Here is a 23,836-nt window from a genome sequence, read left to right on the forward strand (position 1 = left end):
TCCTTCGGGGGATTCAGGCGAACACCGCCTCGGTGTCCATCAAGTTCTTTGCGCCGCTGCGTGCCATGCGGATCGCGGCGGCGGATTCGGGATACAGGCGCCCGAAGTAAAAGCGCGCCGTCTGCAGCTTGGCTTGGTAGAAGGGCGAGTCGTCGCCTTCAGCAATCTTGCGCTGCGCCACCTGCGCCATGCGGGCGAAGGCGTAGGCAAACACCACATGACCGGCCACGCGCAAATACGGCACGGCGGCCGCGCCGACTTCGTCCTTGTCGGCCATGGCCTTCATGCCGAGCTCCATGGTGAGCTTCTGCACCTTGTCGGCCAGATCGGCCAGCGGGTTGACGAACTCTTGCATGGCCTCGTTGACGCCCTCTTCTTCGATGAAATCGGTCAGGATCTTGCCGAACTTGCGCAGCCGCGCCCCGCCGTCCATCAACACTTTGCGGCCCAGCAGGTCGAGCGACTGAATGGTGTTGGTGCCCTCATAGATCAGGTTGATGCGGGCGTCGCGCACGAATTGCTCCATGCCCCATTCGCGGATGTAGCCGTGCCCGCCGAACACCTGCAGGCATTCGTTGGTGGCCTGCAGACCGTTGTCGGTGATGAAGGCTTTGACGATGGGGGTGAGCAACGAGACCAGGTCGTCGGCGTCCTTGCGCACCTCGGCGTCCGGGTGATGCAGCGACTGGTCGAGCAGCAGCGAAATCCAGTAAGCCAGAAAACGTCCGCCTTCGGCCCAGGCGCGCGCGGTGAGCAACATGCGGCGCACATCGGGGTGCACCAAAATGGGATCGGCCGGTTTGTCGGGCGCCTTCGGCCCGGTGAGCGCACGCATCTGCAGCCGGTCGCGGGCGTAGGCCAGCGCGTTTTGATACGCCACTTCGGTGAGGCCAAGCGACTGCATGCCCACGCCGAGCCGGGCGCCGTTCATCATCACGAACATCGCCGCCAGGCCCTTGTTGGGCTCGCCCACCATCCAGCCGGTGGCGTCTTCGAGGGTCATCTGGCAGGTGGAGTTGGCGTGAATGCCCATCTTGTGCTCGATGCCGGAGCAGAAAATGCCGTTGCGCTCGCCCACGCCCGCATCGGCGGTCGGCACGAACTTGGGCACGATGAACAGCGAAATCCCCTTGCTGCCTTCGGGCGCACCCGGCAGCTTGGCCAGCACCATGTGAATGATGTTGTCCGCCAGGTCGTGTTCGCCGCTGGAGATGAAAATTTTCTGCCCGGTGAGCTTGTAGCTGCCGTCGCCCTGCGGCACGGCCTTGGTGCGGATCAGGCCGAGGTCGGTGCCGCAATGCGGCTCGGTCAGGCACATGGTGCCCGTCCACTCGCCCGCAACCAGCTTGGGCATGTAGAGCGCCTTCTGCTCGGCGCTGCCATGCGCGTTCAGCAATTCGGTCACGCCCTGCGTCAGACCGGGGTACATGGTCCAGGCTTGATTGGCGGCGTTCTGCATCTCGTGCACCGCGCTGCCCACCAGGTGCGGCAGGCCCTGGCCACCGAATTCGGCGTCCGCCGTCAGCGAAGTCCAACCGGCCTGCACGAACTGATCCCACGCCGCCTTGAAACCCTTGGGCGTGGTCACGGTGTGCGTGGCGGCGTCGTAATGGCAGCCCTCGGCATCACCGCTGGCGTTGAGCGGCTGCAGCACTTCGCTGCAGAACTTGCCCGCCTCTTCGCACACTTGGTTGATCAGGTCAGCATCGACCTCGGCATACGGCGGCAGCTCTTTGAGCAGGGTGGTGGCGTCGAGGACTTCGTGCATGACGAACTGCATATCGCGCAAGGGCGGGGTGTATTGGGGCATAACTGTCTCCTGAAAATCGTGAATCGAAAAACGGGCTGAAAATGGGCTGAAAATGGACTGGAAACGCGCTCAATGGGGTGCGGAGTCGCTTGCGGGGCGCTCCTTGGCCAGACAAGGCAAAAGCAGGGGCAAGCCTTCGGGCGTGGCGTGGTCGCGCAGCAGCGCGTCAAGACTGCGGCAGGCTAGCTCCAGGCTGTTGGGCAACCTGAGCAGCCGGGCATCGTGATGCAGCGCCAGGATGTAGCCGTGAATCTGGAACATGAGCTGTTGCGGATCGGTGTCGGGCTTGAGATGGCCCATCTCGATCGCTTGCACGATGGCGCGCCGCACCGCGTCGTGCCAGGTCTGGATCATGGCGACCAGCGCATCGCGCACCGTGCCCGGGCGGTCGTCGAATTCGACCGCGCTAGAGATGTAGATGCAGCCGGTCTCCATTTCCACGCTCACCCGCTGCAGCCAGCGCTGCACCATGGCCGCCAGACGCGGCATGCCGCGCGGCTGCTCGATGGCGCGGTAAAACACCTCTTGCTCGAACTGGTCGTGATAGTGGCGGATAACCGCGATCTGCAACTCTTCGCGCGAACCGAAATGCGCGAACACACCCGATTTGCTCATTTCCATCCGGTCGGCGAGCACCCCGATGGACAAACCCTCCAGGCCGATGCGCCCGGCCATCTGCAGCGCGCAGTCGATGATGGCCTGCCGCGTCTGCCGCCCCTTGGCCGAACCGCTGCCGACTGGCTCAACTGGCGGGCTTGCGCTCACGCCGCGCTTTGCCACCGCTTTTACCGCCGTTTTGGCGCCCGCCGTGCGGTGCGGCGCTCGGCGCGGAGAGATCGGGGAGTGGCTGGCGGTCATTTTTGTCGTGTGCGGGAGGGGTTGATAAAAAACGAACGGTCGTACTATTTCCGATTCTCGGCACTTTGTCAACCGCAAACTGCGATCAGGGGATTTGCCGCCTAAACTCGCGGGCTGACTCCCTGACTTCAAAAACCGTCGCCATGCCCGACTCTTCCAACGCAGTCTCCGCCCAAGACACCGTCGTGCGCGCCGCCTGCCCGCACGACTGCCCCGACACCTGCGCCCTGCTCGTCACCGTGCGAGATGGCGTGGCCATCAGCGTGCGCGGCGACCCCGACCATCCCACCACGCACGGCGCGCTGTGCGCCAAGGTCTCGCGCTATACCGAGCGCACCTATCACCCGGACCGGTTGCTGCAGCCGATGAAGCGAGTCGGCCCCAAAGGCACCGGGCAGTTCGCCCCGGTGAGCTGGGACGAAGCGCTGGACGACATCGCCGCCCGGCTCAAGAAGATAGCCGCCCGCGACCCGCAGGCCATCCTGCCCTACTCCTACGGCGGCACGCTGGGTTTCGTGCAGAGCGAAAGCATGGCGGCGCGCTTCTTTCACAAGCTCGGCGCCAGCCTGCTCGACCGCACCATTTGCTCCACCGCGGGCGAGGCCGGACTCAAGGCGGTGATCGGCGGCAAGATGGGGCTGGACGTGGAGCAGTTCGAACACAGCAAGCTCATCCTCATCTGGGGCAGCAACAGCATCACCAGCAATCTGCATTTCTGGACTTACGCGCAGCGCGCCAAGCGCAATGGCGCCAAGCTGGTGTGCATCGACCCCTGGCGCAACGACACCGCCGAGAAGTGCCACAACCATGTGCAACTGCGTCCCGGCACCGATGCCGCGCTGGCCTATGCCTTGATGCACGAACTCATTGCGCACGACTGGCTCGATCACGACTACATCGCGCAGCACACCGTAGGCTTTGCCGCCCTGCGCGAACGCGCGCTGGAGTGGCCGCCCGAGCGCGCCGCCGAGGTCTGCGGCGTGCCCGTCGAGCAAATTCGCCAACTGGCGCGCGACTACGGTACGCTCGCCCCGGCGGCCATCCGCATGAACTACGGCCTGCAGCGCGTGCGCGGCGGCGCCAATGCGGTGCGCGCCATTGCCTGCCTGCCGGCGCTCGTGGGCGCCTGGCGGCACGATGCCGGCGGCCTGCTGATGTCGAGCTCCAATCATTTCGCCGCCAACGGCGCCGCGCTGGAACGTCCCGATCTGCTGGCCGGACGCGCCCCGCGCACCCTCAATATGGTGACCATCGGCGACGATCTTCTGCGGCCGGGCTCAGCCGAATTCGGCCCGAAAGTCGAAGCCGTGATCGTCTACAACAGCAATCCGCTGGCGGTTGCGCCCGAGGGCAACAAGGTGCGCGCCGGGTTCGCCCGCGACGATCTGTTCACCGTGGTGCTGGAGCACTTCCAGACCGATACCGCCGACTACGCCGACTACCTGCTGCCCGCCACCACCCAGCTCGAACATCTCGACGTGCACAAGGCCTACGGCCACCGCTACTGGATGGCGAACAACGCCGCCATCGCCCCGCTGGGGCAGGCCAAGCCGAATACCGAAATCTTCCGGTTACTGGCCGCGCGAATGGGCTACACCGAACCGTGCTTTGCCGAGAGCGATGAGCACATTGCCGCACAAGCCATCGCGCCAGATCCGCGCAACGGTGGCATCACCTGGAAGCAATTGCGGGCCAGCGGCTGGGCCAAGCTGCCGGGCGCCGCCGCCCCGTTTGCGCAGGGCGGCTTTCCCACGCCTTCGGGCAAGTGCGAATTCTGGTCACAACGCGAAGCGGATGCCGGGCGCGACCCCTTGCCCGAGGTGCTGCTGCCCTACGAGTCTGTCGCCTCTGCACCGGAGCTCGCCACGCGCTACCCGCTGGCAATGATCTCGCCCCCGGCGCGCAACTTCCTCAACTCCAGCTTTGTCAACGTCGACAGCCTGCGCAATCTCGAAGGCGAACCGCTGCTGCTGCTCCACCCGGATGATGCTGTAGCGCGCGGCATTGCCGACGGCCAGATGGTGCGCACCTTCAACGACCGCGGCACCACCCTCACCCGCGCCCGCCTGAGCTCGCGCACCCGCCCTGGCCAGATCGTCGCTTTAGGCATCTGGTGGCGCAAGCTCTCCGCCGATGGCAACAACGTCAATGCCCTCACCCACCAGCGCCTGACCGATCTGGGCAATGGGCCGTGCTTCTACGACTGCCTGGTGGAAGTGGCCGCAGCGTGACTGAGACAGCGCCCCTGCGCTTTGACGCCGAAAACACCTTCGCGGCATTCGAAGGTCTTTGGTGCTCGGGCCAGCTCAGCGTCGCCGACATTGCCCGCCTGCCTGCTCTGGGCGTGGCCACGGTCATCAACCTCGCGCTGCCGACGTCTTCCAAGGCCTTGTCCGGTGAAGCCGAGCAGGTGACGTCCTTGGGAATGAACTATGTGCACATCCCGGTGCTGTGGGACGCGCCGAAACCTGTGCAGTTTGAGCAGTTCGCCGGGGTGATGGCTACGCTCGGGCAACAACCTGTCTGGCTGCATTGCGCAAAAAATATGAGGGCCTCGGTCTTCGTCTATCTCTACCGCCTGCTCATTCGTGGCGAAACTGAAGAACAAGCGTCGTGGCCGATGTCGCAGATCTGGGCACCGAACCCGGTATGGCAGCAGTGGATCAGCGCAGTGCGCGCGGCACACTGCCGCGGCACAGCGCACTGAATCTCTGCCAAGCGTCGAAACCGCGCTCAAACCCCCGCGCGCTGCATCGATGCCAGGAAGGTCTTGGCATCCTCGAAGCCCACCACGCGGCCCACTTCCTTGCCGTCCTTGAAAAAGATGATGCCCGGCGGGCCGAACAGCTGGAAACGCTTGAGCAACGCCTTGTCGTCGGCGGTGTTGTTCGTCACGTCGGCCTGAATCAGCGTAAAGCCCGCCAACTGTTGCGCCACTGCGGGATCGGTGAAGGTGAAGTGCTCCATTTCCTTGCACGACACGCACCAATCGGCGTAGAAGTCGAGCATCACGGGCTTGCTGCTGCTGGCGACCACACGGTCGAGATCAGCCACCGTGTGAATGCGCTGAAACTGCACCGCAGGCGCGGCGCTCACCGCCCCCGCTGCGCCGCCGCCCATCCCGGCGAGCGGCTGCAGCAGATTACGGTTGCCCGCCGCCAGGCCGACGATCAGCGCCGCGCCCGCCACGGCCAACGCCACACCGAAGCCCTTGAACAGCCGCTTCCAGCCCGAAACCTCATCGGGCAGCCGGTCAAACACTCGCAGGAAGCTGGCGCTGATGATCAAAAGCAGCGCCCACAGCACCATCAGCAGCCAGGTCGGCAGAACCGGGGCGATCATGTACAGCGCGGTGGCGATGAGCAGCACACCGAAGAAGGCCTTGACGCCATCCATCCATCCGCCCGCCTTGGGCAGCAAAGTGCCCGCGCCCAGACCGACCAGCAGCAAGGGCACGCTCATGCCCGCCGCCAGCGAGAACAGCGCCACCCCTCCGATGAGCGCGTTGCCGGTCTGGCTGATGTAGAGCAGGGCACCAGCCAGCGGCGCGGCCACGCAGGGCCCGACGATGAGCGCCGAAATGCCGCCCATGATGAAAACCCCGGCGAAGTGTCCGCCCCGCATCTTGTCGGAGGTGGATGACAACTTGCTCTGCAGGCTGCTGGGCACTTGCAGTTCGTAGAAACCGAACATCGACAGCGACAGCACCACGAGCAGCAAGGCGAAGACCGACAGCACCCAGGGGTTCTGCAACGTGGCCGCCAGCCCTTGGCCCAGCAGACCGGCCGCCACGCCAAAGGCCGTATACACAATGGCCATGCCCAGCGAATAAGCCACCGCCAGGGCGAAGCCGCGCCCGCGGGACACTTTGTCGCCCTGCCCCACGATGATGCTCGACAGAATGGGAATCATCGGCAGCACGCAGGGCGTGAAGGCCAGCAGCAGACCGAACACCAGGAACATGGGAATGATGCTGAGCAGGCTGCCCGACGCCAGCGCCTGACCAATGCGCGACGAGTCGCCACCCTGGGCGACAGCGGCCGCAGCAGCCGGGGCGGCGACGGCCGATGCCGTTGCAGCCGGAGCTGGCGCGGTCGTGGCAGAGGCCGTGACCGCCGCCGGTTGTGCTGCGCTGGCGCCAGCCATCAAGCCCTGTACCAAGCCGCTGGCTCCGCTGCCGCTTGCCGCGGGTGCGCTACCGCTTTCGTCATCGGGTTCGGAAATGCTCACCGTTCCGTTGCCGCCAAACCCACTAAGACTGACGGTGGCGAGCTTTTCGATCGGCGGGTAGCAAAGCCCCGCGTCGGCGCAGCCCTGATACGTCACCAACATCTTGAAGGTGGCCGGTGCCTTGAGCACGGGCAGGGGAATCGGCACTAGTCCGCGGTAGTGAAACACCTCGTGGCCGAGGTTCTTATCGAAAATTTTGTGTGCCGGGGGAAATTCTGGCTTGCCGAGTTCCACGCCCGGTGTCTGCGACTCGAAATGAAACCGCTCCTGGTACAGGTAATACCCGTCGTGCGCCTTGAACTGCAGCAGCACCGTCTTGGCATCCTGCACTTTGGCGGTGAACTGGAAGGCTTCGTCCGGGGGCAGGAAATCGGCCTGCTGAGCCTGCGCCACGGGCTGCAAAACGCCGGCCCAGAGCAGGAAAAAGCCCAGCAGAGCACGACTGAGCCCTGCCCAGAAACGCGGTGCTCGCGAAGTGGATGGAATGCTGTGGCGCATGAACGGTCTCCCTTGTCTTATCGTTTGGTCGCGTGCCGCGTGAAATCCTGACAGCCCGTCAGGCGTCGCGCAGCGCGTGGAAGTTGAAATATAAGTCCAGTGGCATATTTGAATGCCTTAGGGCTTGCCCTGCTGCACTCGCTGAATTACCCGGCATCGGAGCTGGGGCGCTCTCAGGCCCGAAAGCGTCTCTGCGTCAGCGTGCGCGCCACCCACCAAGCCAGCAGCAAATCAAACACCAGCACGGCCAGATGCAGCCCCGCCAGCGGGTCGAATTGTCCGAAAAACAGCGGGCGCACCAGTTCGACTGCGGCGTTCAGGGGCAGCACCTGCGCCAGCCACTGCAGCGGCTGCGGCAGCGCGGTCAGCGGAAAATAAACGCCGGACAGAAACGTCATCGGCGTGAGTACCAGGGTGAAGTAGTAGGTGAAAAAATCGTAACCGCGCGCCTTGGCGTTGACGATGAGACCGATGGCGGAAAACACCAGCCCGGTGAGCAGCAGCAAGGGCAGCGCGATGAGCAGCGTCCACTGCCGGCTGATGCCCAGAACCACGATGACCGCAAGAATGGCCACGCCGCTGAACACGGACTTGCTCGCCGCCCAGGTGAGTTCGCCCAGCAGCACGTCGTCGAGAGAGGTGGGGGTGACGCGGATGGCGTCCCAGGTTTTTTGCACATGCATGCGTGAAAACGCGGAATATAGCGCCTCGAAACTCGCGGCCATCATCACGCTCATGCAGATCGCGCCGGAAGCGAGAAACTGGATGTAGGGCACGCCATGAACCGTGCCGACCAGGGCGCCCACGCCAAACCCAAAGGCCAAAAGGGTGATCAGAGGCTCCGCGATATTGCCGATCAGACTGGGAATGGCGAGCTTCTTCCACACCAGAAAGTTGCGCTGCCAAATGGGGAAGAAGCGCAACCTGTGGCGCTCGAGCAGAGTGAGATCAGACATGGTGCATCGGCAGATCGGGCGCGCGCGTCGTCAATCGCGCAGTTGCCGCCCGGTAAGTTTGAGGAAAACGTCTTCGAGATTGGCGCGGCGGTGCAAAACCCTCAGGCCAGGCATCGCCTCCAGCGCGCGCAACGCCTCGGCGCCATGCGTCATGTAGGCGAACAAACCATCTCCACTGCGCTCCATGCGTTGCACATGCGGGCGCAGCAATTGCTCTGCGGCGTCGAGCCCCTCGCCGTCAATCTCGATGACTTCGGCTTCGACCTGGGCGGCGATCAGGCCGCGGGGCGTGTCTTCAGCGATGCGACGGCCGTGGTCGAGCACCAGAATGCGATGACACAGGCGTTCGGCCTCGTCCATGAAATGCGTCGTCAGCAGCAGCGATTTGCCCTGCGCGGTCAGCACTTTGAGACGCTCCCAGATCAGGTGGCGGGCCTGCGGATCGAGGCCGGTGGTCGGCTCGTCCAGAAAAATCAGATCCGGATCATTGACCAGCGCGCGTGCCAGACTCAGCCGCCGCCGCATGCCCCCGGACAACTCGCTGATACGCGCCCGCGCTTTTGATTCGAGCGCGGCGAACGCCAGCAACTGCGGCAGCCGCGGACGCAACTCGGCGTCGCGCAAGCCGAAGTAACGACCAAAGACCAACAGGTTCTCTTCCACCGTGAAGTCGGGATCGAGGCTGTCGAACTGCGTCACCACCCCCACACGCAGGCGGGCCTGCCGGGCCGCCTGCGGCACGGGCTGCCCCATCAGCCGAATCTGCCCGCGATCGGGCCGGGCCAGGCCGAGGCAAAGTTGAATGGTGGTGGTTTTTCCGGCGCCGTTAGGGCCGATGATGCCGTAACACTCGCCGCGCGACAGCCGCAGACTCAGGCCATCGACTACCTGCAGCCGCCCATAGCTTTTATAGACCTGATCGAGTTCAAGCAGCACGGAGAGTGCGGGTGTATCGGGCAGGCGGGCAGTGCTTTCTGGCATGGGGGACATGCTACGGGCTCGCTGTGAAAACTGCTTCGGCCATGAAAAACGCCAGCAACTGCTGGCGCATTTCAGGATGACGGCAAGAGGGCCCGCCGATACTTTCAGGTTCCGCCTGACTTATTCCGACTTGTCTTCGGCCGGCGCGGCGTCCACATCGGGCCGGTCAACGAGTTCGATCAGAGCCATCGGCGCGTTGTCACCCACGCGAAAACCGAACTTCAGCGTGCGCGTGTAACCGCCCGGACGAGTCTGATAACGGGGACCGAGCACGTTGAACAGCTTGGCCACAGAGTCCCGGTTGCGCAGGCGGTCAAACGCCAGACGGCGATTGGCCAGCGAGGGCTTTTTACCCAGGGTGATCAGGGGCTCGACCACGGCGCGCAATTCCTTGGCCTTGGGCAGCGTGGTTTTGATGGCCTCGTGCTCGATCAGCGAATTGGCCATGTTGCGAAACATGGCCTTGCGATGGCTGGAGGTGCGATTGAGTTTGCGAAGTCCGTTTCCGTGACGCATGGTGCTTTCCTTTCCTTATGAATTAGGCCAGCCGGATCAGGTACTGGCCCTGCACTGCCGGGTACTCCACCCGGCGAAACTTGTAATCAAAAAGCTTGTAATCAACGAGATTGATCAACCAGGTTTGCTCAGCGCTTGTCCAAGCCGCTGGGCGGCCAGTTGTCGAGCTTCATGCCCAGCGTCAGCCCGCGCGCGGCGAGCACTTCCTTGATTTCGTTGAGCGACTTGCGGCCCAGGTTGGGGGTCTTGAGCAGTTCGGTTTCGCTACGCTGAATGAGGTCGCCGATGTAATAGATGTTCTCGGCCTTGAGGCAGTTGGCCGAGCGCACCGTCAGTTCGAGCTCGTCAACCGGGCGCAGCAGGATCGGATCGTAAGTCTGCCCACCCGCAGCCGCCTCGGCGGCCTCAGTCGTCTCGGCGCCTTCCAGGCTGGCGAACACCGACAACTGCTCAACCAGAATGCGCGCAGACGAACGAATGGCTTCTTCCGCGCTGATCACGCCGTTGGTCTCGATTTCCATGACCAGCTTGTCCAGATCGGTACGCTGCTCCACGCGGGCGCTTTCCACGGCATAGCTGACGCGGCGCACCGGCGAGAACGAAGCGTCGAGCACGATGTGGCCAATGCTCTTGCCGCCTTCATCACCGAAATTACGCAGGGTACCGGGGACGTAGCCACGACCCTTTTCGACCTTGATCTGCATGTCGAGCTTGCCGCCTTGCGACAGATGCGCGATCACGTGATCCGGATTGATGATCTCGACGTCGTGAGGCGTCTGGATGTCGGCAGCAGTCACTACGCCTTCGCCTTCCTTGCGCAGCGACAGGGTGACTTCGTCACGGTTGTGCAGCTTGAGCACCACGCCCTTGAGGTTGAGCAGCACGCCGATCACATCTTCCTGCAGGCCGTCGACCACGGAATACTCGTGGAGCACGCCGTTGATGCTGACCTCGGTCGGCGCGTAACCCACCAGCGACGACAGCATGACGCGGCGCAGCGCGTTGCCAAGGGTGTGTCCGTAGCCGCGCTCGAAAGGTTCGAGCACCACTTTGGAACGGTTGTGACCGAGAGATTCGACCTGAATCGACTTGGGGCGAAGAAGTGCAGTTTGCATAAGGCTTCCTGTTCAATACCCTCCGCACGTTACGCGGATAAGGCTGAGGTGAGCGGCCGCTGCCAGCGTTGGCAAGGCACGAACACACCCCGGGAGTCCGGGGCGTGGATAAAAATTAACGCGAGTACAACTCGATGATCAGCGACTCGTTGATGTCGTTGCCAAATTCATCGCGGTCCGGGGCCTTCTTGAAGACGCCTTCCATCTTGGCGCCATCCACCTGCACCCAGGCAGGGAAACCATTCGACTCAGCCAGTTTCACAGATTCCTGGATACGGGCCTGATTGCGCGACTTTTCACGCACCGCGACCACATCGCCCGTCTTCACCAGCGCCGAGGGGATATTCAACACCTTGCCGTTGACAGTGATCGAGCGATGGCTGACCAACTGACGCGCTTCAGCGCGGGTCGAGCCGTAACCCATGCGATACACCACATTGTCCAGGCGCGATTCCAGCAGCATCAGCAGATTGGTGCCGGTATTGCCAGAGCGGCGTTGCGCTTCTTCGTAATAACGGCGGAATTGGCGCTCAAGCACGCCATACATCCGCTTGACCTTCTGCTTTTCACGCAGTTGCTTGCCGTAGTCGGACGTGCGGGCGCCTGAAGTGCGGCCGTGCTGACCGGGTTTGGTCTCGAGCTTGACCTTGGAGTCGATACCGCGGCGTGCGCTCTTGAGAAAGAGGTCTGCGCCTTCGCGGCGGGTGAGTTTGCCTTTGGCGCCAATAAAACGAGCCACTTGGAATTCCTTTCAATACTGCCATGCCGTGAATTGCATGGGAGCCCGAACAATCGGGCAGTGGGCTTGAAAACGCGCCCAGGGCCGACAGACGACCAAAGGGCGCGGGGATAGTTCTACAAATCAGTGCAACAAAAATTCAACAAAACCTACCGACAAAACCTATCAACAAAATCAGACGCGACGGCGCTTCGGCGGGCGGCAGCCGTTGTGCGGGATCGGCGTCACATCTTCAATCAGCGTGACCTTGATGCCGAGGTTGTTCAGTGCGCGCACCGACGACTCACGCCCCGGGCCTGGGCCTTTGATGAAAACTTCCAGGTTCTTGATGCCGTATTCCAGAGCCACACGGCCCGCCTGCTCGGCAGCAACCTGCGCCGCAAACGGGGTGGATTTGCGCGAACCCTTAAAGCCTTGCGCACCCGAAGACGATGCCGACAGCGCGTTGCCCTGACGGTCGGTGATGGTGATGATGGTGTTGTTGAACGACGCGTGAACGTGCGCAATGCCGTCAGAGACGTTCTTGCGAACCTTCTTGCGTGCGCGCTGGGCTGCGGAGTTTTGGGAAGACGGTTTAGCCATTTGCGATGTTCCTTACTTATTTCTTCAGCGTGATGCTGCCCTTGCGCGGTCCCTTGCGGGTGCGGGCATTGGTGCGGGTGCGCTGACCACGCACGGGCAGGCCGCGACGATGGCGGAAGCCACGGTAGCAACCCAGATCCATCAGGCGCTTGATGTTGACGGAGATCTCGCGACGCAGGTCACCCTCGATGGTGAGCTTGCCAATGGCTTCGCGCACCTTCTCCAGGTCGGCGTCGGACAGATCCTTGATCCGCTTGTTGTAGGGAACGCCCGAAGCATCACAAATGGCGCGCGCGGTGGTGCGACCAATGCCGTAAATCGCCGTGAGGCCGATTTCGGAGTGTTGATGTGGCGGAATGTTAATACCAGCAATACGTGCCATTGAATACCTCGAACTTCAAAAAATGATTTGGGCTCAACCCTGGCGCTGCTTGTGACGCGGGTCGGTGCAAATCACACGCACAACACCTTTGCGACGAATAATCTTGCAATTACGGCACATTTTTTTAACCGATGCGCTCACTCTCATGATGATCCTCTCTTGCTATTACTTGGCACGGAATACAATCCGCGCACGTGACAAATCGTAGGGCGTCAGCTCAACCGTGACCTTGTCTCCCGGAAGAATGCGGATGTAATGCATGCGCATTTTTCCGGAAATATGCCCCAAAACCGTGTGGCCGTTTTCCAGCTTGACGCGGAAGGTTGCGTTCGGGAGATTTTCGAGAATCTCCCCCTGCATCTGAATGACATCGTCCTTGGCCATAAAACTCCGTTAACGCACCCCGCCAAGACCCGATTTGAAATTGGCTTTTTTCAGCAGGGCATCGTACTGATGCGACATGGCATAAGCTTGCACTTGCGCCATGAAATCCATGGTGACCACCACAATGATCAGCAGCGAAGTTCCACCAAAGCTGAACGGCACATTGTATTTCAATACAAGAAACTCCGGCAGCAGGCAAACCAAAGTGATGTAAATCGCCCCCACCAACGTCAGGCGCATCAGCACCTTGTCGATGAATTTAGCGGTCTGCTCCCCTGGCCGAATGCCAGGAATAAACGCGCCACCTTTTTTGAGCTGATCGGCAGTTTCACGGCTATTGAAAACCAAGGCCGTGTAGAAAAAAGCAAAGAAAATGATCGCAGTGGCGTACAACAGAATGTAGAGCGGCTGCCCTGGCGAAAGCGCACCGGCAATATCCTTCAACCAGCCCATACCTTTGGCAGCGCCAAACCAGCTCACTGCCGTCGCCGGAAGCAAAATAATGGACGATGCAAAAATCGGTGGAATCACGCCTGCCATATTCAACTTCAGGGGCAGATGCGAGCTTTGTCCACCATACACCTTATTGCCCACCTGCCGCCGCGCGTAGTTCACCAGAATCTTGCGCTGACCCCGCTCGACAAATACCACGAAATAGGTCACCAGCACCACGATGGCTAATACGAACAGCGCCACCAATACACTCATCGCGCCTGTACTGACCAACTCCATCAGCCCGGCGATCGCGGAAGGCAAGCCAGCCACAATACCCGAGAAAATAATGATGGAAATACCATTACCCAGACCGCGCTCGGTAATTTGCTCACCCAGCCACATCAGAAACATGGTGCCAGAGGTCAGGGTCAGCACGGCAGAGAGCTGAAAGCCGATGCCGGGACTAATGACCAGGCCAGGGGAAGCCTGCAGCGCCACTGCAATGCCGAAGGACTGAAAAAGCGCCAGCACCAAAGTGAAATAGCGCGTGTATTGTGTTGTCTTGCGCCGGCCTGCCTCACCTTCCTTTTTAAGGGCTTCGAGCGAGGGCACCACATAAGTGAGCAATTGCATGATGATCGACGCCGAGATATACGGCATGATCCCCAGCGCAAATACCGTGAAACGTGCCAGCGCTCCACCTGAGAACATATTGAACAGGCCCAAAATGCCGCTCGAATTGTTCTGGAAAAGTTGTTGCAGATGCGTCGGATCGATTCCGGGCACAGGGATGTGTGCACCAATGCGGTACACCACCAGTGCGCCGAGCAGGAACAGCAGACGACGACCGAGGTCGCCGTACTTGCCCTGCTGAGTCACGCCTGTGCTGGCCATGTCGAGACGTCCGTTCAGGCTGCTGCGACTTCGGCGATGCTTCCGCCGGCCGCTTCGATGGCGCTGCGGGCGCCCTTGGTTGCCAGAATGCCCTGTAGTTTGACAGCGCGAGCAATCTGACCCGAAGCGATAACCTTGACGGTACGCGACAAGTCAGGCACCAATCCGTGAGCCTTTAGCGTGAGCATGTCGATTTCGTCTTCCTGCATGCGGTTCAGATCAGCCAGAGTGACCTGCGCGCTGTAGCGCGCGATCGGCGACTTGAAACCGCGCTTGGGCAGACGGCGCTGCAAGGGCATTTGACCGCCTTCGAAGCCCACCTTGTGGAAACCGCCGGAACGCGATTTTTGGCCCTTGTGACCGCGGCCCGCGGTCTTACCGAGACCCGATCCAATTCCGCGGCCAACGCGGCGCTTGGCGTGCTTGGCGCCAGCGGCGGGTTTGATGGTGTTGAGTTGCATATTGAATCTCACTAATCGCGAATTTCACAAATTCTGCTGTTGCGCGCAAACCGAAGCTGGATCAGCCGCTGGTTTGCGCCCGATCTGAATCGGCTTTATTCGCAGATTTCAACCAAATAACTGACCTTGCGGACCATGCCGCGCACGGCAGCCGTGTCTTCCAGCTCACGCACGCTGCCCAGCTTGCGCAGACCGAGGCCACGCACCGTCGCGCGATGCGAATCGCGCGTGCCGATCACGCTGCGAACCAGCTTGACCTTGATGGTTTTCTTGTCACTCATGATGTTCAACCCAGAATTTCTTCAACGGTCTTGCCACGCTTCATGGCGATCTCCTGAGCGGAGTTCATATTGGTCAAGGCGTCGAGCGTTGCACGGACCATGTTGTACGGGTTGGACGAACCGTGGCTCTTAGCCACAATGTCGGTCACCCCTAGCACTTCGAACATGGCGCGCATTGGGCCACCCGCGATGATGCCCGTGCCCTGCACAGCAGGCAGCATCATGACGTTCGAAGCACCATGCTGGCCCATCACCTTGTGGTGCAGCGTGCCGCCCTTCAGGGGCACTTTCACCATATTGCGACGCGCTTGCTCCATGGCCTTTTGAACGGCCACAGGCACTTCACGCGCCTTGCCTTTACCCATGCCGATGCGGCCATCGCCGTCGCCCACCACGGTCAAGGCGGCGAAACCGAGAATACGACCGCCCTTGACAACTTTGGTGACGCGGTTGACCGCAATCATCTTCTCGCGCAGACCATCGTCGCGCGCTTCGTTGGCAAACTTGTTTTGAACTTTAGCCATGATGTGCTCGTTCTCAGAACTTCAGGCCGGCTTCACGCGCAGCCTCAGCGAGCGCCTTGACGCGCCCATGAAAGCGAAAACCCGAACGGTCGAAAGCGACGGTGTCGATGCCGGCCGCCTTGGCCTTCTCGGCAATACGGGTGCCCACGGCAACCGCGGCTGCCAGGTTGCCGCCATGCCCGCCCAGTTGTCCGCGAACTTCCGCTTCCACGGTTGATGCAGAGGCGAGCACGCGGTCGCCCTCGGCGGAAATGATGTTGGCGTAAATATGCTGATTGGTGCGATGCACCGACAGACGAACCACACGCAGACGCGCGATACGGCGGCGAGTTGCCTGGGCACGGCGCAGGCGGGAAATGTTTTTGCTGATCATAATCCTGGCCCTTACTTCTTCTTGGTTTCCTTGATCACCACCACTTCGTCGGCATAACGCACACCCTTGCCCTTGTAGGGCTCAGGCGGACGATAGGCACGAACTTCGGCAGCGATCTGGCCAACGAGTTGCTTATCCACACCCTTGATGACGATTTCGGTAGGGGTAGGCGTTTCGACCTTGATGCCCTCAGGCATGTCCTTGACGATGGGATGGGAAAAACCCAGCGAGAGATTCAACTTGGCGCCTTGAGCCTGAGCCTTGAAGCCCACACCCACCAGGGTAAGCTTGCGCTCAAAACCCTTGGACACGCCGTGCACCATGCCCGCAACCAGGGCACGCATGGTTCCCGACATGGCATGCGACTCACGAGACTCGTCGGCCGGGGCGAAAGTCAGTTCCCCATTTTCTTGGGCGATCCGCACGCCGGCGTATTGGGCACGCTCCAGCTTGCCGAGCCCGCCCTTGATGGCGATAGTCTCGGCACTGAGGCTGACCTCAACACCTGCCGGCACTGCAACCGGATATTTGGCAATACGTGACATGTCCGTTCTCTCCTTAAGCGACGTAGCAGAGAACTTCGCCACCCACGCCGACTTGACGCGCCTTGCGGTCGGTCATCAGCCCACGGGGAGTCGAAACGATGGCAACGCCCAGGCCATTCATCACTTGGGGAATGGCTTCTTTGCCGCGATAGACGCGCAGGCCCGGGCGACTGACGCGCTCAAGACGCTCGATCACCGGTTTGCCCGCGTAGTACTTCAACGAAATCTCAAGATTCGCCTTGGCATCACTCTCACGACGGATATTGAAGCCGTCGATATAGCCCTCTTCGTGCAGGACCTGAGCGATTGCAGCTTTGATCTTGGAAGCTGGCATCGTTACCTTCGCCTTCTCGACCATCTGCGCGTTACGAATACGCGTCAGCATGTCGGCGATGGGATCACTCATGCTCATCAATACTCTCCTAAAAACTTTTGGCGTCTAGTCGGCAAGCAACGCAACAATCGATACGTGACAACCGAACTCAACTCGTCTGTGTGACCGATTACCAGCTGGATTTGGTCACGCCGGGGATTTCCCCGCGGAACGCCAGCTCGCGAATCTTGCTGCGCGACAACCCGAACTGGCGGAACGTCCCGCGCGGGCGACCGGTGATGGCGCAGCGATTGCGCAGCCGGGTTGGACTGGAATTGCGCGGCATCTGCTGAATCTTCAAGCGCGCCTCGTAACGCTCTTCAAAAGACTTGGAGGCGTCATCAACGATGGCCTGCAGTTCAGCGCGCTTCGATGCAAATTTTGCAACCAAGTCTTCGCGCTTCTTTTCGCGGTTGATCAGGGACAGTTTCGCCATGATGATTCTTCAGTTCTTGAAAGGGAAGCGGAACGCGGCAAGCAATGCCTTGCACTCCTCGTCGGTTTTCGCCGTCGTGGTCACGCTGATATTCAGACCGCGCAGCGCATCGATCTTGTCGTACTCGATTTCCGGGAAGATGATCTGCTCTTTGACCCCGATGTTGTAGTTGCCACGACCGTCAAAAGCACGCGCGGAGATGCCGCGGAAATCACGCACACGCGGCAGGGCGATGGTCACAAAACGATCGAGGAAGTCGTACATGCGACCACCACGCAAGGTCACCATGCAACCTATGGGCAGGTCTTCGCGGATTTTGAATCCTGCAATCGCCTTGCGCGACCTGGTGACAACCGGCTTTTGGCCCGCGATCTTGGTGAGATCACCCACCGCATGCTCCATCACTTTTTTATCAGCCACCGCCTCGGACACACCCATATTGAGTGTCACCTTGGTCAGGCGGGGCACTTCCATGACCGACTTGTAGCCAAACTTGGCCATCAATTCGGGCACGACTTTGTCTTTATAAATCGTCTGCAGGCGCGACATAAATCCTCCGGTCAGCCCTTGATCTGCTCGCCACTGGATTTGAAGACGCGCACTTTGGCGCCATCACCCAGAGTCTTGAAGCCGACGCGATCCGCCTTGCCGGTCGCGGGGTTGTAAATAGCCACATTGCTTTGATGAATCGCCAGGTCGCGGGACACCACACCACCCGCCTCGCCCTTCATCGGATTGGGGCGCACATTCTTCTTGACCGTATGCACACCCTCGACCACGATATGGTCGGTATCCACACGCGCCGCCACTTTGCCGCGGCGACCCTTGTCGCTGCCAGCAATGACAATCACTTCGTCATCTTTGCGAATCTTGTTCATCACAAATCCTTTTTCGACAGCTCAGAGCAGGGCTCAAAGAACCTCAGGCGCCAGAGACACGATCTTCATGAAGCGCTCAGTGCGCAGCTCACGCGTCACCGGGCCGAAAATGCGCGTACCGATGGGCTCGAGTTTGGCATTGAGCAGCACGGCCGCATTGCCATCGAACTTGATCAAGGAGCCGTCCGCACGACGGACACCCTTGGCGGTACGTACCACGACGGCACTGTAAACCTCACCTTTTTTCACGCGACCGCGCGGGGCAGCTTCTTTGATGCTGACCTTGATGATGTCGCCCACGCCGGCGTAGCGGCGCTTGGAGCCGCCCAGCACCTTGATGCACATGACGGATTTGGCGCCCGTATTGTCGGCGACATCCAGTCTGGATTGCGTCTGAATCATGTAATTTCCTTCACCCAACTTAGTCGCAAAAAATGCGCCAGTCTTGGCTCCCTGGTGCGGGAATTGATCTGTGTTGCTCAGTTTTTGTTCAGCAGCCACCGTGCGCCAACTTGCAGCATCACGAACATCGGCTGGCTTCGCGCCTTTTGCACCCTTTAAAGAGCTGCAAAACGGCGAAGCATTGAATTGTGCAAGGACGCAAAGCCGTTGTCAACTCCTTTTTGCGACCTTCCGCCTTTGATGCTCAAGAGCGTTTGGTGACGCGGCCACTCCGGCAAGCGACAGCACTGATGAGAGACGCCGCCAGCAGTACGGCAGCGTAATCCCAGATCGATCCTTCGCGAAGCAATCCGCCCCCCACGAGTACGAAATGCAACAGCAGCGCACCGATCGCCGCCCAACTCGCTCGGCGTCCCCAGCTGGCGGCGCAGCCACCTCCCCAAGCCAGGTGCGCCAATCCCCCGGTCAAGGCGCCCACAAACAAGGGCATGAGGCTCGTCTGGATCAGCCACGATAAAAAGAGGGGGAACATGAAAATTCTCGAAGAAATCGTGCGGGAAGAACGTCAGCAATGCGCGAAACCTGCTGTTTGCACCGATGCACCAGGTCGTTTAATGGTGGACAATGTCATCTTTGAAGGCCTCAAGCGCATTCTTGGTTTGATCAAGATCAGTCGCTCAAAGTCGCGACAGTTCTTAAAATCACGATCTGATTATGTTGCTCGCTGCCATCGGACTCAACCACCAAACCGCACCCGTCGGGGTACGTGAGCGGCTGGCGTTTTCTGCCGATACCTTGGTAGACGCGCTTCAACGGCTGAAGGTGAACATGCTGAACGGGCGCCGAAATGGCCCCATCGAAGCGGCCATTCTATCGACCTGCAACCGCACTGAAATCTATTGCGCGGCCGAAAGCGACCCGCGTGATGCCCTATTGCACTGGCTATCCACCGAGCGCCAAGTGCAGTTCGATGATCTGGCCGACCATAGTTATCGCCTGGTACAAGACGGTACCGTTCGACACGCGTTCCGTGTGGCCAGCGGCCTGGACTCCATGGTGCTCGGCGAGCCGCAGATTCTGGGGCAGATGAAGGAAGCGGTGCGGGTCGCCTCGGATTCGGGCGCTCTGGGCAGCACGCTGAACCAGATGTTTCAGCGAACTTTTTCTGTCGCCAAAGAGGTACGCACCAATACGGAAATCGGCGCTCATTCGGTCAGCATGGCCGCCGCCAGTGTGCACCTGGCGCAGACCGTGTTCGAGAGCCTTCAGGAGTGTCGCGTGTTGTTCATCGGCGCGGGCGACATGATCGAACTAGTGGCCACGCATTTTTCCGCGCACCATCCCAAGAGCATGGTGATCGCCAACCGCACCGTGGAGCGCGGCGCCCATCTGGCACAGCGGTTCGGGGCAGAAGCCGTTCGGCTGACCGACGTACCGCAGCGGCTGGGCGAATTTGATGTGGTCGTGACCAGCACCGCCAGCAGCCTGCCGATCATCGGTCTGGGCGCGGTTGAACGCAGCATCAAACAGCGGCGGCACAAACCCATGGTGATGGTCGATCTGGCCGTACCGCGCGACATTGAGCCCGAGGTCGCGCAGCTGCGCGATGTCTACCTGTATTCGGTCGACGATCTGTCTGCCTTGGTGCGCAGCAATACGGAGAAGCGCCAGGCCGCGATCGAACAGGCCGAGGCCATCATCGAAAACCGGGTGCATGGTTTTCTCGAATGGCTTGATCTGCGCTCGCAGGTGCCCCTCATTCAACGACTGCAGTCGCAAAGCGAACAGTGGCAGACACACGAGGTCGAACGCGCCCGACGTCTGCTGGCTCGGGGCGAGTCGCCCGAGGCCGTGCTGGACGCACTTGCGCGCGGCCTGTCGCACAAATTCCTGCACGGCGCCTTCACCGCGCTGCACCAGGGCGATCCGTCTCATCGCCAAGTCGTGGCGCAGGCGGTCGAGCGGGTGTTTCTGTGCCCGCACCGACGCGATTCCGATTCTCCCTCTGACTCGCAGGTCTAGCGCGTCCTCCATGCCCTCCAAATCCAGCGCTTCTTTTTTTAGCGCCTTCGGTTTACCGCCCGCGCACCCAGGCGCGGCTGTTCCACATCCCCCATGAAACCTTCTCTGCTGGACAAACTGGAGCAGATGCAACGCCGGGCCGACGAGCTTGACGCCTTGCTTGCCGCACCCGATTGCACCGCGGATCTGCAGCGCTTTCGCAACATGACGCGGGAACTGGCCGAGCTGCAACCCGTGGTCGGGCTGTATGTGCAATACAAGGTAAAAACAGAAGACCTGTCGCAGGCGGAATCGTTGTTGAGCGACCCCGACATGAAGGAGCTGGCGCAGCAGGAAATTCAGGATGCACGCGCTGCCCTCGACGCGCTTGAAGCCCAGCTTCAGGTCGCCTTGTTGCCGCGCGACCCGGACGATAGCCGCAACGTGTTCGTGGAAATCCGGGCCGGGACGGGGGGGGAAGAGTCCGCGCTTTTCGCCGCCGACTTGCTGCGCATGTATGCGCGCTATGCCGAGCGCAAGCGCTGGGCGACCGAATTGATCAGCGAGAGCCCGAGCGATCTCGGCGGATACAAGGAAGTGATTCTGCGCGTCGCGGGTGAAGGCGCCTACGGTCTGCTGAAATACGAATCGGGCGGCCACCGCGTGCAGCGCGTGCCCAAGACCGAGACGCAGGGACGCATTCATACCAGTGCGGCCACCGTGGCCGTGATGCCCGAGATGGATGAGGCTCAGGCGATCCAGATCAATCCTTCCGACTTGCGCATCGACACCTTTCGCGCCTCGGGTGCGGGCGGTCAGCACATCAACAAGACCGACTCGGCCATACGCATCACCCACCTGCCCACCGGGCTGGTCGTGGAGTGCCAGGACGAGCGCTCGCAGCACCGCAACAAGGCGCGCGCACTGTCGGTACTGGCCGCGCGTCTGGCCGAGCGAGAACGACAGGCCCGGCAGGCGGAGCAAGCGGCCACGCGCAAAAGCCTGGTGGGCAGCGGCGACCGCTCCGACCGCATCCGCACCTACAACTTTCCGCAAGGGCGGGTCAGCGAGCACCGCATCAACCTCACCCTCTACAAAATCGACGCCATCCTGGACGGCGACCTCGACGAACTGCTCACCGCCCTGCGCACCGAAGATCAGGCCGCGCAACTGGCGGCCCTGGGAGCATGAGATGACAGCGCCGCGCGATCTGGCCGCTTGGACGCGAACCTGCGGCCTACCCCGGCTGGACGCACAGGCCCTCATCGAGGCCGTACTCGGCTGGAGCCGCGCCCAGCAAGCCGCCCATTCCGAACGCCTGCTTGACACGGCCGAACAGACCCGGCTGCACACGCTGGCGACGCGCCTGCTCGTCGGCGAGCCGCTGGCCTATGTGCTGGGAGAGCGCGAGTTTTTCGGCCTGAGTTTCGAAGTAACCCCCGATGTGCTCATTCCCCGCCCGGATACCGAATTGTTGGTGGAACTCGCCCTGCGCCATCTCGACGCCCTGCCCGCCACCCACGCGCCCACGGTGCTCGATATGGGCACCGGCAGCGGAGCGATTGCCATCGCCATCGCCCATGCACGCCCGCATGTGCAGGTCTGGGCCTTGGACGCCAGCGCTGCCGCGCTCGCCGTGGCGCAAGGCAATGCGCGGCGGCTGCTCGATGCCCGGCGCGCAGGCGGCGAAGTGCACTTTCTCCAGTCCAACTGGTGGGATGCCTTGCAACCCCCGGCGACGACAGCGCGCTTCGACTGCATTGTTTCCAACCCGCCTTACATCGCTGCGCACGACCCGCATCTGCCCGCCTTGCGCCATGAACCCGCCCTCGCGCTGACCGGCCAGCATCCCAACCCGGACGGGCTGGGCGATCTGCGCCAGATCATTGCGCAGGCCGACCGGTTTCTGCGGAACGACGGCTGTCTGCTCCTGGAGCATGGCTACGATCAGGCGGCCGCCGTGCGCGATTTGCTGGAGGCTCACGGGTATCGCAAGGTGTTCAGCGCACGTGATCTGGCCGGTATCGAACGGGTGAGCGGCGGGATAGTCGCGGCTGGTTGCGGCGATTCTCGAAATAGGCTCCCGTCCGCAACAAAACCGGCCGCCCTCTAAAATTGCTTGATCGACATCAACCAGGAAATGCCGCCATGTCCAGTGTGCAAGAGCAAATTGATCAAATCGTCAAGAACAACGACGTAGTGCTGTTCATGAAAGGCTCGCCGCAATTCCCCATGTGCGGTTTTTCAGGGCGCGCGGTGCAGTTGCTCAAGTCGTGCGGCGTCAGCCAGATCAAGGCTGTGGACGTGCTGCAGGACGAAGGCATTCGCCAGGGCATCAAGGAATACGCCAACTGGCCCACCATCCCGCAGCTTTACGTCAAGGGCGAATTCGTCGGCGGCTCGGACATCATGGCCGAGATGGCGCAAAGCGGCGAGCTGCAAGCTCTGCTGGGCAGCCTGAAATAAGCGCGCATTCGTTTGACTCGCATTCGCTTGACGCCCCCCTTCAGCCCGCTGCTCCCATGACCCGGCCTAGACTCATCGTGGCGCTGACCGGGGCGACGGGCATCGTCTATGGTGTGCGATTGCTGCAACATCTGCAGCGGCTCGGCAGCGTTGAGACGCATCTGCTGATTTCCGCCGCCGGCGTGCTCAACCTCAAGGTGGAAATGAACCTCGACCGCAAGGCAGTCGAGGCGCTGGCGGATGTGGTGCATCCCGTCGGCGACATCGGCGCGACCATTGCCAGCGGCTCGTTTTCCTCCTTGGGTATGGTGGTGGCGCCCTGCTCCATGCGCTCTCTGGCAGCCATTGCCCACGGCTTTTGCGACAACCTCATCACCCGCGCGGCAGACGTGTGCCTGAAAGAGCGCCGCAAGCTGGTGCTGCTGCCGCGCGAGGCGCCGCTCAACCTCGCCCATCTGCGCAATATGACCGCCGTCACGGAAATGGGCGGCGTCATTTTCCCGCCCCTGCCCGCGTTCTATCTGCGGCCCGCCAGCATCGAAGCCATGGTCGACGCCAGCCTGGCGCGCGTGCTCGACCAGTTCGCCATCGCCCACGATCTTGGCGAGGAGTGGTCGGGGGTCAGGTCAAGCTGAACACAGCGCTCAAGGAAACGCCGGGCCGCCCCAAGTTTCCTTGACCCCCACGGGGGGCGGGCTGGGCGCAGTCCGGCCCTG

At 61.5% G+C, this 23,836-nt stretch carries 31 protein-coding genes; 8 read left to right on the plus strand and 23 right to left on the minus strand.

Annotated elements, in window-relative coordinates; translation table 11 throughout:
- Positions 1–13 precede the first annotated feature (13 nt).
- Together B3H47_RS03690 and B3H47_RS03695 are read right to left on the minus strand one after the other, a co-directional pair.
- On the minus strand, positions 14–1,810 hold the full coding sequence (locus B3H47_RS03690) for an acyl-CoA dehydrogenase C-terminal domain-containing protein (RefSeq protein WP_286986075.1): 1,797 nt from the start codon (positions 1,808–1,810) through the stop codon (positions 14–16).
- A 69-nt stretch (positions 1,811–1,879) separates the two neighbouring features.
- On the minus strand, positions 1,880–2,575 hold the full coding sequence (locus B3H47_RS03695; protein WP_286986077.1) for a TetR/AcrR family transcriptional regulator: 696 nt from the start codon (positions 2,573–2,575) through the stop codon (positions 1,880–1,882).
- Positions 2,576–2,811: 236 nt separating this feature from the next.
- Between B3H47_RS03695 and B3H47_RS03700 the strand changes: the two genes are divergently transcribed.
- Entirely contained in the window at positions 2,812–4,899 is a 2,088-nt protein-coding gene (locus B3H47_RS03700) for a molybdopterin-containing oxidoreductase family protein (protein WP_286986079.1), read from the plus strand.
- The gene (locus B3H47_RS03705; protein ID WP_286986081.1) at positions 4,896–5,375 is read left to right on the plus strand and encodes a protein tyrosine phosphatase family protein; all 480 of its coding nucleotides are present in this window, start codon (positions 4,896–4,898) and stop codon (positions 5,373–5,375) included. The genes B3H47_RS03700 and B3H47_RS03705 overlap by 4 nt, the downstream gene beginning before the upstream one ends.
- A 26-nt stretch (positions 5,376–5,401) precedes the next feature.
- Here the strand turns inward: B3H47_RS03705 and dsbD are convergent, their stop codons facing one another.
- The 21 genes from dsbD to rplN all read right to left on the minus strand — a co-directional run bounded on the left by dsbD (position 5,402) and on the right by rplN (position 18,653).
- Positions 5,402–7,396: a protein-disulfide reductase DsbD gene (gene dsbD, locus B3H47_RS03710; protein ID WP_286986082.1), complete on the minus strand. Its 1,995-nt coding sequence runs from the start codon at positions 7,394–7,396 to the stop codon at positions 5,402–5,404.
- 173 nt (positions 7,397–7,569) lie between these two features.
- Entirely contained in the window at positions 7,570–8,352 is a 783-nt protein-coding gene (locus B3H47_RS03715) for an ABC transporter permease (protein WP_286986084.1), read from the minus strand.
- Positions 8,353–8,382: 30 nt separating this feature from the next.
- The gene (locus B3H47_RS03720; RefSeq protein WP_414718223.1) at positions 8,383–9,333 is read right to left on the minus strand and encodes an ATP-binding cassette domain-containing protein; all 951 of its coding nucleotides are present in this window, start codon (positions 9,331–9,333) and stop codon (positions 8,383–8,385) included.
- 120 nt (positions 9,334–9,453) lie between these two features.
- Positions 9,454–9,849 carry a 50S ribosomal protein L17 gene (gene rplQ / locus B3H47_RS03725; protein ID WP_013106889.1) on the minus strand — a complete coding sequence of 132 codons (396 nt, stop codon included), beginning with the start codon at positions 9,847–9,849 and terminating at the stop codon, positions 9,454–9,456.
- A 128-nt stretch (positions 9,850–9,977) separates the two neighbouring features.
- Positions 9,978–10,964 carry a DNA-directed RNA polymerase subunit alpha gene (locus B3H47_RS03730; RefSeq protein WP_286986088.1) on the minus strand — a complete coding sequence of 329 codons (987 nt, stop codon included), beginning with the start codon at positions 10,962–10,964 and terminating at the stop codon, positions 9,978–9,980.
- 115 nt (positions 10,965–11,079) lie between these two features.
- Complete coding sequence (rpsD, locus tag B3H47_RS03735) at positions 11,080–11,703, minus strand: 30S ribosomal protein S4 (RefSeq protein WP_013106891.1); 624 nt, start codon at positions 11,701–11,703, stop codon at positions 11,080–11,082.
- A gap of 174 nt (positions 11,704–11,877) precedes the next feature.
- On the minus strand, positions 11,878–12,285 hold the full coding sequence (rpsK, locus tag B3H47_RS03740; RefSeq protein WP_013106892.1) for a 30S ribosomal protein S11: 408 nt from the start codon (positions 12,283–12,285) through the stop codon (positions 11,878–11,880).
- Between the two features lie 16 nt (positions 12,286–12,301).
- Complete coding sequence (rpsM, locus tag B3H47_RS03745) at positions 12,302–12,667, minus strand: 30S ribosomal protein S13 (RefSeq protein WP_013106893.1); 366 nt, start codon at positions 12,665–12,667, stop codon at positions 12,302–12,304.
- 33 nt (positions 12,668–12,700) lie between these two features.
- A complete protein-coding gene (gene rpmJ / locus B3H47_RS03750) occupies positions 12,701–12,814 on the minus strand; it encodes a 50S ribosomal protein L36 (RefSeq protein ID WP_013106894.1) in 114 nt (37 codons plus the stop codon).
- A gap of 18 nt (positions 12,815–12,832) precedes the next feature.
- Complete coding sequence (gene infA / locus B3H47_RS03755) at positions 12,833–13,051, minus strand: translation initiation factor IF-1 (protein WP_013106895.1); 219 nt, start codon at positions 13,049–13,051, stop codon at positions 12,833–12,835.
- Positions 13,052–13,060: 9 nt separating this feature from the next.
- Entirely contained in the window at positions 13,061–14,380 is a 1,320-nt protein-coding gene (gene secY, locus B3H47_RS03760) for a preprotein translocase subunit SecY (RefSeq protein ID WP_013124107.1), read from the minus strand.
- Positions 14,381–14,394: 14 nt separating this feature from the next.
- Positions 14,395–14,841, minus strand: a complete 447-nt coding sequence (gene rplO, locus B3H47_RS03765) for a 50S ribosomal protein L15 (RefSeq protein ID WP_013106897.1) — start codon at positions 14,839–14,841, stop codon at positions 14,395–14,397.
- A gap of 95 nt (positions 14,842–14,936) precedes the next feature.
- Positions 14,937–15,122, minus strand: a complete 186-nt coding sequence (gene rpmD, locus B3H47_RS03770) for a 50S ribosomal protein L30 (RefSeq protein WP_013124108.1) — start codon at positions 15,120–15,122, stop codon at positions 14,937–14,939.
- Between the two features lie 5 nt (positions 15,123–15,127).
- Positions 15,128–15,646 (minus strand): 30S ribosomal protein S5, encoded by a 519-nt coding sequence (gene rpsE / locus B3H47_RS03775; RefSeq protein WP_013106899.1) that lies wholly within the window; start codon positions 15,644–15,646, stop codon positions 15,128–15,130.
- A gap of 13 nt (positions 15,647–15,659) precedes the next feature.
- Complete coding sequence (gene rplR / locus B3H47_RS03780) at positions 15,660–16,016, minus strand: 50S ribosomal protein L18 (RefSeq protein WP_041608734.1); 357 nt, start codon at positions 16,014–16,016, stop codon at positions 15,660–15,662.
- 14 nt (positions 16,017–16,030) lie between these two features.
- Positions 16,031–16,564: a 50S ribosomal protein L6 gene (gene rplF, locus B3H47_RS03785; RefSeq protein WP_013124109.1), complete on the minus strand. Its 534-nt coding sequence runs from the start codon at positions 16,562–16,564 to the stop codon at positions 16,031–16,033.
- Between the two features lie 13 nt (positions 16,565–16,577).
- Positions 16,578–16,976, minus strand: coding sequence for a 30S ribosomal protein S8 (gene rpsH / locus B3H47_RS03790; protein ID WP_013106902.1), 399 nt, complete (start codon positions 16,974–16,976; stop codon positions 16,578–16,580).
- 91 nt (positions 16,977–17,067) lie between these two features.
- Positions 17,068–17,373 carry a 30S ribosomal protein S14 gene (gene rpsN, locus B3H47_RS03795; protein WP_013106903.1) on the minus strand — a complete coding sequence of 102 codons (306 nt, stop codon included), beginning with the start codon at positions 17,371–17,373 and terminating at the stop codon, positions 17,068–17,070.
- Positions 17,374–17,382: 9 nt separating this feature from the next.
- Complete coding sequence (gene rplE / locus B3H47_RS03800) at positions 17,383–17,922, minus strand: 50S ribosomal protein L5 (protein ID WP_013106904.1); 540 nt, start codon at positions 17,920–17,922, stop codon at positions 17,383–17,385.
- A gap of 11 nt (positions 17,923–17,933) precedes the next feature.
- Positions 17,934–18,251, minus strand: coding sequence for a 50S ribosomal protein L24 (gene rplX / locus B3H47_RS03805; RefSeq protein ID WP_286986091.1), 318 nt, complete (start codon positions 18,249–18,251; stop codon positions 17,934–17,936).
- 33 nt (positions 18,252–18,284) lie between these two features.
- On the minus strand, positions 18,285–18,653 hold the full coding sequence (rplN, locus tag B3H47_RS03810; RefSeq protein ID WP_013106906.1) for a 50S ribosomal protein L14: 369 nt from the start codon (positions 18,651–18,653) through the stop codon (positions 18,285–18,287).
- Positions 18,654–19,183: 530 nt separating this feature from the next.
- Between rplN and B3H47_RS03815 the strand changes: the two genes are divergently transcribed.
- The 6 genes from B3H47_RS03815 to B3H47_RS03840 all read left to right on the plus strand — a co-directional run bounded on the left by B3H47_RS03815 (position 19,184) and on the right by B3H47_RS03840 (position 23,755).
- Positions 19,184–19,423, plus strand: coding sequence for a hypothetical protein (locus tag B3H47_RS03815; RefSeq protein ID WP_141130606.1), 240 nt, complete (start codon positions 19,184–19,186; stop codon positions 19,421–19,423).
- Entirely contained in the window at positions 19,368–20,675 is a 1,308-nt protein-coding gene (gene hemA, locus B3H47_RS03820) for a glutamyl-tRNA reductase (protein WP_286986093.1), read from the plus strand. Before B3H47_RS03815 ends, hemA begins: the two co-directional genes overlap by 56 nt.
- Positions 20,676–20,768: 93 nt before the next feature.
- The gene (prfA, locus tag B3H47_RS03825; protein WP_286986095.1) at positions 20,769–21,845 is read left to right on the plus strand and encodes a peptide chain release factor 1; all 1,077 of its coding nucleotides are present in this window, start codon (positions 20,769–20,771) and stop codon (positions 21,843–21,845) included.
- A 1-nt stretch (position 21,846) separates the two neighbouring features.
- Positions 21,847–22,767 (plus strand): peptide chain release factor N(5)-glutamine methyltransferase, encoded by a 921-nt coding sequence (prmC, locus tag B3H47_RS03830; RefSeq protein ID WP_286986097.1) that lies wholly within the window; start codon positions 21,847–21,849, stop codon positions 22,765–22,767.
- A 35-nt stretch (positions 22,768–22,802) separates the two neighbouring features.
- Positions 22,803–23,120, plus strand: coding sequence for a Grx4 family monothiol glutaredoxin (gene grxD / locus B3H47_RS03835; RefSeq protein ID WP_013106911.1), 318 nt, complete (start codon positions 22,803–22,805; stop codon positions 23,118–23,120).
- Positions 23,121–23,176: 56 nt separating this feature from the next.
- Positions 23,177–23,755, plus strand: coding sequence for a UbiX family flavin prenyltransferase (locus B3H47_RS03840; protein WP_286986099.1), 579 nt, complete (start codon positions 23,177–23,179; stop codon positions 23,753–23,755).
- Positions 23,756–23,836 lie beyond the last annotated feature (81 nt).

It is taken from the genome of Thiomonas sp. UBA7699 (assembly GCF_002482605.1).
GTDB classification, from domain to species: Bacteria; Pseudomonadota; Gammaproteobacteria; order Burkholderiales; family Burkholderiaceae_C; genus Thiomonas; species Thiomonas arsenitoxydans.

What these genes read in the sequence shown, in the direction of transcription:
- B3H47_RS03690 (WP_286986075.1), bottom strand. Translation starts at nt 1,810, where the DNA reads ATGCCCCAATACACCCCGCCCTTGCGCGATATGCAGTTCGTCATGCAC.
- B3H47_RS03700 (WP_286986079.1), top strand. Translation starts at nt 2,812, where the DNA reads ATGCCCGACTCTTCCAACGCAGTCTCCGCCCAAGACACCGTCGTGCGC.
- dsbD (WP_286986082.1), bottom strand. Translation starts at nt 7,396, where the DNA reads ATGCGCCACAGCATTCCATCCACTTCGCGAGCACCGCGTTTCTGGGCA.
- B3H47_RS03715 (WP_286986084.1), bottom strand. Translation starts at nt 8,352, where the DNA reads ATGTCTGATCTCACTCTGCTCGAGCGCCACAGGTTGCGCTTCTTCCCC.
- B3H47_RS03720 (WP_414718223.1), bottom strand. Translation starts at nt 9,333, where the DNA reads ATGCCAGAAAGCACTGCCCGCCTGCCCGATACACCCGCACTCTCCGTG.
- rplQ (WP_013106889.1), bottom strand. Translation starts at nt 9,849, where the DNA reads ATGCGTCACGGAAACGGACTTCGCAAACTCAATCGCACCTCCAGCCAT.
- B3H47_RS03730 (WP_286986088.1), bottom strand. Translation starts at nt 10,964, where the DNA reads ATGCAAACTGCACTTCTTCGCCCCAAGTCGATTCAGGTCGAATCTCTC.
- rpsK (WP_013106892.1), bottom strand. Translation starts at nt 12,285, where the DNA reads ATGGCTAAACCGTCTTCCCAAAACTCCGCAGCCCAGCGCGCACGCAAG.
- rpsM (WP_013106893.1), bottom strand. Translation starts at nt 12,667, where the DNA reads ATGGCACGTATTGCTGGTATTAACATTCCGCCACATCAACACTCCGAA.
- rpmJ (WP_013106894.1), bottom strand. Translation starts at nt 12,814, where the DNA reads ATGAGAGTGAGCGCATCGGTTAAAAAAATGTGCCGTAATTGCAAGATT.
- infA (WP_013106895.1), bottom strand. Translation starts at nt 13,051, where the DNA reads ATGGCCAAGGACGATGTCATTCAGATGCAGGGGGAGATTCTCGAAAAT.
- secY (WP_013124107.1), bottom strand. Translation starts at nt 14,380, where the DNA reads ATGGCCAGCACAGGCGTGACTCAGCAGGGCAAGTACGGCGACCTCGGT.
- rplO (WP_013106897.1), bottom strand. Translation starts at nt 14,841, where the DNA reads ATGCAACTCAACACCATCAAACCCGCCGCTGGCGCCAAGCACGCCAAG.
- rpmD (WP_013124108.1), bottom strand. Translation starts at nt 15,122, where the DNA reads ATGAGTGACAAGAAAACCATCAAGGTCAAGCTGGTTCGCAGCGTGATC.
- rpsE (WP_013106899.1), bottom strand. Translation starts at nt 15,646, where the DNA reads ATGGCTAAAGTTCAAAACAAGTTTGCCAACGAAGCGCGCGACGATGGT.
- rplF (WP_013124109.1), bottom strand. Translation starts at nt 16,564, where the DNA reads ATGTCACGTATTGCCAAATATCCGGTTGCAGTGCCGGCAGGTGTTGAG.
- rpsH (WP_013106902.1), bottom strand. Translation starts at nt 16,976, where the DNA reads ATGAGCATGAGTGATCCCATCGCCGACATGCTGACGCGTATTCGTAAC.
- rpsN (WP_013106903.1), bottom strand. Translation starts at nt 17,373, where the DNA reads ATGGCGAAACTGTCCCTGATCAACCGCGAAAAGAAGCGCGAAGACTTG.
- rplE (WP_013106904.1), bottom strand. Translation starts at nt 17,922, where the DNA reads ATGTCGCGCCTGCAGACGATTTATAAAGACAAAGTCGTGCCCGAATTG.
- rplX (WP_286986091.1), bottom strand. Translation starts at nt 18,251, where the DNA reads ATGAACAAGATTCGCAAAGATGACGAAGTGATTGTCATTGCTGGCAGC.
- rplN (WP_013106906.1), bottom strand. Translation starts at nt 18,653, where the DNA reads ATGATTCAGACGCAATCCAGACTGGATGTCGCCGACAATACGGGCGCC.
- B3H47_RS03815 (WP_141130606.1), top strand. Translation starts at nt 19,184, where the DNA reads ATGAAAATTCTCGAAGAAATCGTGCGGGAAGAACGTCAGCAATGCGCG.
- hemA (WP_286986093.1), top strand. Translation starts at nt 19,368, where the DNA reads ATGTTGCTCGCTGCCATCGGACTCAACCACCAAACCGCACCCGTCGGG.
- prfA (WP_286986095.1), top strand. Translation starts at nt 20,769, where the DNA reads ATGAAACCTTCTCTGCTGGACAAACTGGAGCAGATGCAACGCCGGGCC.
- prmC (WP_286986097.1), top strand. Translation starts at nt 21,847, where the DNA reads ATGACAGCGCCGCGCGATCTGGCCGCTTGGACGCGAACCTGCGGCCTA.
- grxD (WP_013106911.1), top strand. Translation starts at nt 22,803, where the DNA reads ATGTCCAGTGTGCAAGAGCAAATTGATCAAATCGTCAAGAACAACGAC.
- B3H47_RS03840 (WP_286986099.1), top strand. Translation starts at nt 23,177, where the DNA reads ATGACCCGGCCTAGACTCATCGTGGCGCTGACCGGGGCGACGGGCATC.